General features: G+C 49.5%; 9 protein-coding genes and 1 pseudogene. 2 read left to right on the forward strand and 8 right to left on the reverse strand.

Annotated elements, in window-relative coordinates; all coding sequences use genetic code 11:
* Window positions 1–66: 66 nt before the first annotated feature.
* Complete coding sequence (gene mraZ / locus FC99_RS07715; protein WP_048735801.1) at window positions 67–498, reverse strand: division/cell wall cluster transcriptional repressor MraZ; 432 nt, start codon at window positions 496–498, stop codon at window positions 67–69.
* A 200-nt stretch (window positions 499–698) separates the two neighbouring features.
* The gene (locus FC99_RS07720; protein WP_048735800.1) at window positions 699–1052 is read right to left on the reverse strand and encodes a DUF3397 family protein; all 354 of its coding nucleotides are present in this window, start codon (window positions 1050–1052) and stop codon (window positions 699–701) included.
* 169 nt (window positions 1053–1221) lie between these two features.
* Between FC99_RS07720 and FC99_RS13635 the strand changes: the two genes are divergently transcribed.
* A complete protein-coding gene (locus tag FC99_RS13635; protein WP_048735799.1) occupies window positions 1222–1344 on the forward strand; it encodes a DUF4044 domain-containing protein in 123 nt (40 codons plus the stop codon).
* Between the two features lie 199 nt (window positions 1345–1543).
* Here the strand turns inward: FC99_RS13635 and FC99_RS07725 are convergent, their stop codons facing one another.
* The 4 genes from FC99_RS07725 to FC99_RS07740 form a co-directional block, all read right to left on the reverse strand.
* Window positions 1544–3874: a DNA translocase FtsK gene (locus FC99_RS07725; protein WP_048735798.1), complete on the reverse strand. Its 2331-nt coding sequence runs from the start codon at window positions 3872–3874 to the stop codon at window positions 1544–1546.
* A 570-nt stretch (window positions 3875–4444) separates the two neighbouring features.
* Complete coding sequence (locus tag FC99_RS07730) at window positions 4445–4957, reverse strand: tRNA (cytidine(34)-2'-O)-methyltransferase (RefSeq protein WP_048735797.1); 513 nt, start codon at window positions 4955–4957, stop codon at window positions 4445–4447.
* 322 nt (window positions 4958–5279) lie between these two features.
* Window positions 5280–6131, reverse strand: coding sequence for a methyltransferase domain-containing protein (locus tag FC99_RS07735; protein WP_048735796.1), 852 nt, complete (start codon window positions 6129–6131; stop codon window positions 5280–5282).
* Window positions 6118–7281 carry an AI-2E family transporter gene (locus FC99_RS07740; protein WP_048735795.1) on the reverse strand — a complete coding sequence of 388 codons (1164 nt, stop codon included), beginning with the start codon at window positions 7279–7281 and terminating at the stop codon, window positions 6118–6120. The genes FC99_RS07735 and FC99_RS07740 overlap by 14 nt, the downstream gene beginning before the upstream one ends.
* Window positions 7282–7357: 76 nt before the next feature.
* Here FC99_RS07740 and FC99_RS07745 point away from each other — a divergent pair, with 76 nt between their 5' ends.
* Complete coding sequence (locus FC99_RS07745; RefSeq protein ID WP_420324057.1) at window positions 7358–7993, forward strand: copper homeostasis protein CutC; 636 nt, start codon at window positions 7358–7360, stop codon at window positions 7991–7993.
* A gap of 338 nt (window positions 7994–8331) precedes the next feature.
* Here the strand turns inward: FC99_RS07745 and FC99_RS07750 are convergent, their stop codons facing one another.
* Together FC99_RS07750 and FC99_RS14030 are read right to left on the reverse strand one after the other, a co-directional pair.
* Window positions 8332–8562: a hypothetical protein gene (locus FC99_RS07750; RefSeq protein WP_048735793.1), complete on the reverse strand. Its 231-nt coding sequence runs from the start codon at window positions 8560–8562 to the stop codon at window positions 8332–8334.
* Between the two features lie 138 nt (window positions 8563–8700).
* Window positions 8701–9723: pseudogene (locus FC99_RS14030) on the reverse strand (serine-rich repeat glycoprotein adhesin); the annotation flags it as partial.

A 9723-nucleotide genomic window follows, 5' to 3' on the forward strand; every position in this document is an offset into this window, starting at 1 on the left:
CACTGCTTCTTTAAGTAATACGGTTACGTGATGAAAGTCTTCCATAAACACTCTCCTTTCTTAAATCTACATGCCAAAGTCGATTAAATTTTCGGCAATGTCATCAAAATTCTCTTCAGCGGTGTCAGAGAAATCCTGCCACCGATCAGAACTCCAAATTTCAAAACGGTTAGCAACCCCAACGATCACACACTGCTTAGTTAACGCAGCGTGGTCGCGAAGTGGCTTCGGGATGTTGATGCGACCTTGTTTATCCAGTTCGCACTCCGTTGCTGCGGAGTAGAAGAACCGGACGAAGGCGCGGGCGTCTTTACGGTTGACTGGCAAGGCTTTCAATTTGTCCTGTAACGCCGACCATTCGGGCATTGCATACCCGAATAAACAGCCATCCATTCCCCGGGTAACGACAAAATTGTCGCCTAACTGTTCCCGAAACTTAGCGGGAATAATTAGCCGGCCTTTGGTGTCAATTGAATGTTCAAATTCACCCATGAACATAGCCATTACCCCCCGTTTGTAACTATTTCCAAGTTTACCACACCCCCCCACTTTCTACCACAACGTTTCCGAATTTTTATAAATTTCCCACCAAAGACCCAAAAAGCCACGGCGAACACCTGTTCACCGTGGCTTTAAGCGATTATTTTGCCCCATAAAAAATGAGTCATTAATCAAAATGATTTATATTTATGCATAAACTAACTAATAACAAGTAAAAAACAAACAGCGAATCCCAACGTCCAAAAAAGGTCCGTCAGCCGCCAAAATGTTTTAAAAAAAGTACTATAAAGCAACTCTTTGTTGTGAACGGCTTGAATAACCGTCACTAAGATACCAACACTCATCCAACCGATCACTAACCAGGGCAGAATGAGTCCCGCACCAGCCGGTATCAGCATCACCGAACACAAAATAAGCAGTGGTGTCATTAAATCCCACGTACTTAATCCCGTCGGCCAACGCCGCTTTAAAATCCGTTTACTGGCACGAATGACGAGCCAGCCAATCACCAGAATCGCTAGTTGTCCCGCGGGCGATGCCCAAAACGCCATTTTACTTTTCCCCCCTAATGTTTTCCGTCTCATTATAGAGATTTCTCATGGGACTTGCAATTCACGTTTTGTAACAAGCAGTTGACAACTTGACCCTGATGGTTGCAATTCCGCTGTTCTCACGGTAAACTAATTGAGTAAATTGGATTAAAGAGGTGGCTAAGACCGCATGGAAAAGAAGAAAAAATCAACATTTCAAAAGATTACGAACGTCTTCGTTTGGATTATGATTATCGCTACAATTGGTTCCTTAGTTTTTGGGGCCATTTCCTCATTAGGAATTATGGGGTAATTTATAAAAAAAGACACACCTTGGAATTGTCGCCGGACAACTTCAAGGTGTGTCTTTTATTTTAGCCGCTCACTTTACGAACAGTTAGCCAGCTCAGCTAACGAAACTGCGACTTTCTCAACGTTCACAACGTACTGCGAACCGAACACGAGCTCAGTTACGTCGTTCACGCCGTTCCAGCCCATAGCGACCAGTAAATCTAATTCGACGAGCCATCGTCGCTGTCCGGTTGTTTGTAGACCTGACGCGGCTTGCTGCCCTCTTGGGGACCGATGTAGCCCCGTTGCTCAAGATCATCCATAATCCGTGCTGCTCGGTTATAACCAATCCGGAACTGACGTTGCAAGAGTGACGTGCTGGCCTTTTGCTGGTCAACTACGAATTTCAACGCATCGTCGAACAGCTCGTCATCGCTGTCACCGGCGTCCTCTTGCTGAAGTTCTTCGTCAGTCACCATCATATCTTCATCGTAATCGGCCGATTGTTGCTGCTTAATGAAATCGACCACGTTGGCCACGTCCTCGTCTGGGATAAACGCCCCCTGTACTCGGACCGGTGAGTTAGCATCGACTGGTTGGTATAACATATCACCCCGTCCCAACAACTTTTCCGCTCCATTGGCGTCCAAGATTGTCCGGGAGTCGATCCCACTCGATACCGCAAAGGCAATTCGTGATGGCACGTTGGCCTTGATCAGCCCAGTAATAACGTCGACGGATGGTCGCTGGGTGGCTAAGATCATGTGCACCCCAGCGGCCCGACCCATCTGGGCCAAACGGATGATGGCATCTTCAACTTCATTTGAGACCGTCATCATCAAATCAGCCAATTCGTCAACAACGACGACAATGTATGGCAGCGTCGGCCGGTCTTGCCCATCCTCGGCATTCGCCTTCTGGACAAAAGCGTTGTACCCGGCAATCTTTCGTTGACCAAACTGCGAAAATAACTCATAGCGCCGTTCCATCTCAGCAACGACCTTGTGTAGTGCTCGCGCGGCCTTCTTAGGTTCCGAGACAACCGGGGTGAGCAGGTGGGGAATTCCATTGTAAACACTAAGTTCAACTTTCTTGGGATCAATCAGCATTAATTTTAATTGGTCAGGTCGTGCATTCATCAACATACTGGTGATAATGTCGTTGATAGCCACCGACTTCCCACTCCCGGTTGCCCCGGCAATCAGGAGATGGGGCATCTTCGTCAGGTCCATCGTGACAACTTGACCGGTCACATTACGCCCCAAAGGGACTTCCAACGGCTTGTTGGGATGCGCCGGTTGGGCTTCGACCACGTCACGGAAAGACACCGTGGAGACCTCTTTATTTGGCACCTCGATCCCAATCAAGGACTTTCCGGGAATCGGCGCTTGAATCCGAATTCCCTTCGCCGCCAGTGCCAATGCCAAGTCGTCAGCCAAGTTCACGATACGAGAAACTTTGACCCCAATCGCGGGATGAAGCTCGTACTCGGTCACGGACGGCCCTAAACTCACATTCTTAACCTCTGCGTCGACACCGAAACTATCCAAAGTCTGTTTAAGAATCTTCGTGTTCGCGTCGATGGCGTTGACCTCAGCCGTTTGATCAGTTGGTGGCACCTGTTTTAACAGGTCGGCCGTTGGCAACTGATAGTTGGGGTCGACGGGCGTAGTACTAACCAGTGATTCCGTCGAATCGGCCTCGTCAGTCGTTGGCTCTGCAGCCGCACTCGCCGCTGGTTTAGACGTTTCGTTAGCCGCCACCGTAATGTGGTAGCTAGGTTCGGCACTAGTTGGCTGCGCGTCACTTCTCGGCTCTGGCAATTCTTTGTCGTCCGGATCGAGTGGTGTGACCGTCTTTGGCTGGCGATGATTGCGTTGGGTATGCTTTTCCTTGGCAAGCTCACCGCCCCGCTTTAAGGCGTCTCCACCAGCTTGGACCCCATGACTCAAGGCCTGCCAAACCGTCAGCACCCACCGCTCGATATCGGCAAGTGGAATCTGGAAGAACACGATAACCCCGGCAACCATAATCAGCCAGGCGGCAATCTGGGCCCCAATCAAGGCAATCAGCCACGCCACAATACTCAGTTCCAGGGCACCGATTGCCCCTCCCCCCAGTTGCGACGTCAGACCACCAGTCCAAAGATCGGCAAGGCCTGCGTGCCAAACGGTCGGCAAAAACTGACTATGTTGATTGACATCTACAAAATGATTTGCTGTAATCCATAGGAGCCAGCCTGCATAACCCAGGCCACTTCCCACTAAGTAATGACGGGCAATGTGCGGCCAAGTCCCCGTGAGCGCCAAGGCAACGCCCAGTGCCCCCACGATGACGAGACCAAATTGATAAGTATCCCCAATAACCAGTCGAACTAAATTTGCACAGAGCGTTCCCAATAATCCCAGGTTAAAGATTCCCAATGCGGCCAGCGCAATCAGCACCAGACCAATGACATTGCTGGTATAGGGAAACGGTTGTGTGCTCTTTCGGCGGCGTTTGGTTGGTTTCCGTTTTGCTGGACGTCGTGTTGTTTTTCTCTTGGTAGCCAACCGACTGCCCCCTTTCGTAATACATTATTTGTTTAAACAAAATAGATTAGTTCGTTATAGCCATAATGATTCTCAACCGCTAAGATAGTGTGACCTAGTCGCGCTATGGCTGCCAGAGATTCCACCTGCTGTGGGGACGCTCCAGCCTGAAGCATCAGGCCCCTCGCTCGACTTGAAGCCACGACAAACCACGTGTCTTCAAAGTCCATGGCCTAAGTTAGCAAAAAAGGCTAGCTACATCCCTGACCTCCTCCGACTCTGATCATACTCGACTGCAGTAATCCTTGGAAATTCCACACAGTACAAATATTTCAGGCCCACTGATAACGACTTTCATGGTCATAATCCCAGTTGTCAACATGCAACTATATAAGCCGAGAGGTCGGCAGATATGGGCTCAGGCGCGTCGTTCTACTTAGGCAGTGGGTGATTTCCCCGCTGGCTTAGTAGAAAACCAAGCTTGGAGACTCGTGTTCTTCGAGGCTTCAAGTTGTGTTCGCACCGTTCCAGCCCATATCTGTCGGCCGGTAAGGCGAGGCTGACCACTAGTTTGCCAAATTTTACGACAATCTATTTAAGCTTATCGTGTGGGTACTGATGAACCCGCTCCAACTTAGGAAATTGTTGTTGCCGCAAGACTTCGTAGATGACAATGGCGGCACTGTTGGACAGGTTGAGTGCCCGGATATGCGTGTCGTCTTGCGGAATCCGAATACACTTTTCAGCGTGTTTGCGCATGAAGGGTTCTGGCAAGCCCGTTGTTTCCTTCCCAAATAAGAAGTAGTGATCATTCTCGTTCACACTATAATCGGGTTCCGTATAATCTTGGTCGGCAAACTTTGAGACTAGGTAAAGTTGCGTTAGGTCAGGAATGGATTCCAAAAAGGCAGGTAAGTTTTCGTGGTAACGCACGTCAACTTTGTCCCAGTAGTCCAAGCCGGCCCGTTTTAAATGGGCGTCATCGACCGAAAAACCTAATGGCTTGATAAGATCCAGAATTGTATCCGTTCCGGCACAGGTCCGGGCAATGTTGCCGGTGTTAGCTGGAAATAGCGGCTCAAATAAAGCAATATGATTCGTCATAAATTCTCTTCTCCGTTCTGTTATCAAACATTCGTTCTGTTCCATTATTATAGCCATTTCACCCGGACTTTGACAAGGGTTCTCGCCCGGAGAATCTCTCTTGAAGCAACGACCGGGTGACTCGTCCACCAGTCAAATTTTGGGCAGAAAAAAAGCAGGTCCTCGGTGTGGGCACGGCGAGGATCTACTCTAGTGAAGTGCTACTTGCCAGCCACCAACAGTTATTCGCTGATGTTGACTGTCAAACGATTTCTCATGGCTTAATATAACATCCCACTGTTAGCTCTGCAAGCTTTTTTCACAAATTCTTCAAACGTTTTACTTAAGGCTGTTGAGCAATTAGGAGGGTAACATCTACTGTAATTTCTGGGAACGGGTGGGCTTTGACCTCCGCCAACCGTTCTTCATTAGCGCCCCAATGCATCGGGGTCATTAACATCAAATCTGGGAAAAGTTCTGGTGTCACTGGAACCTGGTAACGAATCCGTTCAGCAGTGGCCGTTGGGTAATGTTCTTTGAACAAACTAAGCACATTCCCGTTGTCGTAAGTGGCGTGGGCACTCCCAGCTGGAAAAATCGCCTGCCGTAACTCAATCAGATAATCCGAATTAGGAATAACCTTCAGCAGTTGTCCACCGGGCGCCAAGACTCGATTGAATTCCTTATACGCTGAAGGCGAAAAGAGGTCCAAGATCGCTGTGAATTGGTGATCAGCGAATGGCATCTGCGCCAGATCCGCCACGCAGAAGAAAGCCCCACCATCCAGTTGCGTGGCCAAATTGATCCCTGGCTTAGAGAGGTCAAACCCGACCGCCGCATCCTGACCATCACGCTGCGCCAGCACATCATTTAACGGCGTGCCCTCACCACAACCAACATCCAAAATGGTCTGGGGGGTTGCGGGAAGCTTCGCCGCAAACGTATCCGTAATGCCGGCAAACAGTCCCGCTTGAAGCATTCGGCGCCGCGCAGCTAACATGGCGTTGTCATATTCACTTGCCACAGCCCGCTGCATGAAATACAGTGTCCCCTTCTTCGACAAATCCACGTTATGCCCATTGGGACAAGCGAGGCTGTGACCTTCAACTTCTGCGTACGGGCTCAAGCAAACTGGGCACCGAAAAAGTTGTGTATGTTGCGCCAGAAAAGCAGCCGCTTGATCAATTTTCTTCATTTATATTTTCTCCTCGTTCCTCATAGCCACCATTGAATTTTTGATACCAGTGGAAAATCTCCGTCGCTACGACCCGAATCACCGCGTATCCTGGAATCCCTAAGATCACACCCAGAACACCAAAGGCCTTTCCAGAGATCAGCAGGATAAAGATGATCGTTAGCGGATGAATCTTCAGTGAACTCCCCAAGACTAACGGCGAAATCAGTCGGCCTTCCAAGGTTTGTTCAACGATAAAGACAATCAGGACCTTGGCCAGCATCCACGGTGAAATGAAGGCTGCAACCACCACTGCCGGGATCATGGCTAAAAACGACCCGAGGTAGGGCACCAAATTTAAGACGCCGGCCACGATTCCCAACAGTAACGCAAAGCGGAGGCCGACGATCAGAAAGCCCAAGTAGAACAAGACCGCAACGATAAAGGCAACGATCAATTGTCCCCGCACGTAGTTGCTCACTTGACGGTTCATCTCCGTTAGTAGGCTGATTGCTGACTGCCGGTGCTTAACTGGTAACACCCGCGATAAATAATCTGGTAACTGATGACCATCTCGTAGCAAGTAGAATAGAATAAACGGTGCCGTGACGACTGCCACCACAATTGAGACGACCCGACTCACAATGCCGCCCACCGAGGAAAACGTACTCTTCGCTAATCCCGAAAGAGCCGTGGAAGACCCCTTAGACAGCTGTTGATTGAACTGATCCAACTGATCCCGGACCCCATTTAACCGATCATCTTGCAACCACTGCATGCTGGTCTGCGTCAGCTGGTGCCAATACTGCGGCCACTCTGTGATCAGTGCCGTCGTCTGCCGTTGCACCATCGGAATCAGGCTGATGATGCCCCATGCCATGAGCAACGCTAAAATAATAAACAAGCCAATAATCGACCAGCTCCGTCGAACCCGATGCCGTTCTAACCGATCCACTAGCGGATTAAGTAAATAATACCCCACCCCAGCCAAAATGACCGGCAAGCCCAGAATCTGTCCTACCAAAATAAATGGCGTTGCGAGCCATGGGACTTTACTTATCACTAATAGAATGAGTAAAATGAGGAGCGTGATTGTTAAGATAGAAACTAAACGGTTGTTGACCACCCAGTTCCAAAACCACGACCGATGCGCTTTAGAGTCTGTCTTCAATGAGGTCCCTCCTAAGAAATAGTGCGTATATTGTACCATACTGTTAGCCGCTTTGCTGAACGCGGCCAGAGAAAGGATGACGATTTTGCTATTAATTGAACCGTTACTAGAAAATTATTCTGAACTACCCAATGCCATTACGGCAGGCGCCAAACGAATTGCCCTAGCCGACAACCTCGCTGTTGGTGGCACTACTGTTAGCAAGGGCGTTATGGGTGAAGCCGTCCGTTACGCTCACGAACACCAAGTAACTCTCGACCTGATCATTGCCCCCCGGGGTGGAAATACACCCTATAATGATGTTGAAATTAAGATGATGGAGGCTGACTTGTTAGAAGCGCAACAGTTAGGCGTCGATGGTGTCATTTTTGGCGCACTGACGACCCAACACCAGCTCGACAAGGAGGCACTCAGTCCATTAATTGCCGCTGCTGGTGGCATGACTATGACCTTTAGCTTAGACTTCGATGCTATTCGGCCACAGGACCGCGGGGCAGCGCTCGATTGGCTTGCTGATCAGGGATTTGAACACATCTTAAGTGCTGGCACAGCCAGTGATGATCGCCCTGCTGATTGGACAGCCTCCAAGCGGCTAGCAGAAGCCGATGGACTAACACTGATCCCGGCAAACGTTACGGCAGAAGAAACGACTACTCTGAGTGACCAGCTTGGTCTAAACATCTTCTACGGCCAGCAGGTATTAAAATTTTAAGCAACATAAAGGGCCTAGCGGTAGGATTGGCGTACCGCTAGGCCCTTTTTTGCGATCTCCCAGTGACCTCACTTTAGCGGTTACCCACCAGAAGTTGTGCTCACCGTTAAACTAGAAAGACTGGCACGTGGGCCTACCGTCTAAGCCCACGCACTGTGTGCCAGTAACTTCTGGTTTCCCATCGCCGCAAAGTCCCCTAACTCATGCTCATAGTAGCACGACAAAATCCATCCGGTCGCGAATATACCGAATACTTATGAAGATACTAACATTATTTTAACTAACTAAAAAAAACTGTCGACTCAAGATCAACGTGATCTTGGTCGACAGTTTCTTAGTTACCAGCGTTTCCGTTTGACTACGGGGACGCCCTCTTCCCACGGATACTTGCCATCTTTATTCTTCTTTGTATGTTTCATCATATGCTCAGTGCGCTTATTCAAGCGGTCATGCGTCTTCCGTCGATTATAAGCCCGGACACAGAGAACAACGATACCGAGAACGACGTAGATGGACATTCGTAGAAAGAACTGTACGGTTTTAGTGGCAAATACAGTTGTCAAAATCATAGAGGTTCCCTCCCTTTTAGCCAATTATTTCTATATTAAGTCGCCAATGTTTATGACGTATGAGTCACTACGGTTTGACCCGTAGTGACCCGCGGTGTTACCTGAAGATCATTTCAGACGAATCGACTAGTTGACTGACTAGTCATCATTCTTCTTGTTACGTTTGCCTAAGAACCACCATGATCCACCAGTTGCCGCCGCAATGGCTGCAATGATAGCTCCCCAGAGAGTCTTCGAATCATTATCTCTGGTTGCCGGGTTGGAGATTAAGTTACTATCTGCACCCTTATTAGTCGTCCCCTTATCTGCTGAACTCTTGTCAGCAGCGGCTTTTTTATCAGTACCCTTGTCAGTGGAAGAACTATCGCTCTGAACGTTACCGTTCGTTGCAACGTTAGCCGTTCTCAGATCAACTGGTTGGGCCGTGTTTGCTGCTGGCGTTGCCGCCAAGTTAGTGACCGTTCCATTCGTACCATCGCCAACATTGGTTGTGCCACTGCCAGTGTTACCAGCGCTGCCGTTGCTAGTAGTTCCGTTGCCGGTTGATGAACCATTTGAACCTGATCCACCATTGTTGCTACCAGAACCGTTGTTATCAGAACCGTCTGCACCACCGTTAGTTAAGCCGCCCTCTGAGTCGGAGTCACCATCGGAGTTGCCGTCACTCCCGTTCGAATCGCTATCGGAGTCAGAGTTACCGTCTGAATCGGAGTCGCTGTCGGAATCGGAACCACCGTTCGAGTCGGAATCGCTGTCGGAATCGGAACCACCGTTCGAGTCGGAATCGCTGTCAGAATCGGAGTCACTGTCGGAGTCCGAATCACTGTCTGAGTCCGAGTCACTATCAGAGTCGGAGTCACTGTCGGAGTCCGAATCACTATCCGAGTCCGAATCGCTGTCTGAGTCTGAGTCGCTGTCGGAGTCGGAGTCGCTATCTGAATCCGAGTCACTGTCCGAATCGGAGTCACTGTCGGAGTCGGAGTCACTGTCGGAGTCAGAGTCGCTGTCGGAGTCGGAGTCGCTATCTGAATCCGAGTCACTGTCCGAATCAGAGTCACTGTCTGAATCGGAATCGCTGTCTGAGTCCGAATCACTGTCTGAGTCAGAGTCACTATCAGAGTCGGAGTCACTGTCTGAGTCGGAGTCACTGTCTGAGTCAGA

It is taken from the genome of Levilactobacillus koreensis JCM 16448, assembly GCF_001435525.1.
In the GTDB taxonomy this organism is placed as follows: Bacteria; Bacillota; Bacilli; order Lactobacillales; family Lactobacillaceae; genus Levilactobacillus; species Levilactobacillus koreensis.

Excerpts from the sequence above, each read along its gene's own strand:
- mraZ (WP_048735801.1), bottom strand. The coding sequence starts at position 498 with ATGTTCATGGGTGAATTTGAACATTCAATTGACACCAAAGGCCGGCTA.
- FC99_RS07720 (WP_048735800.1), bottom strand. The coding sequence starts at position 1,052 with ATGGCGTTTTGGGCATCGCCCGCGGGACAACTAGCGATTCTGGTGATT.
- FC99_RS13635 (WP_048735799.1), top strand. The coding sequence starts at position 1,222 with ATGGAAAAGAAGAAAAAATCAACATTTCAAAAGATTACGAACGTCTTC.
- FC99_RS07730 (WP_048735797.1), bottom strand. The coding sequence starts at position 4,957 with ATGACGAATCATATTGCTTTATTTGAGCCGCTATTTCCAGCTAACACC.
- FC99_RS07735 (WP_048735796.1), bottom strand. The coding sequence starts at position 6,131 with ATGAAGAAAATTGATCAAGCGGCTGCTTTTCTGGCGCAACATACACAA.
- FC99_RS07745 (WP_420324057.1), top strand. The coding sequence starts at position 7,358 with ATGACGATTTTGCTATTAATTGAACCGTTACTAGAAAATTATTCTGAA.
- FC99_RS07750 (WP_048735793.1), bottom strand. The coding sequence starts at position 8,562 with ATGATTTTGACAACTGTATTTGCCACTAAAACCGTACAGTTCTTTCTA.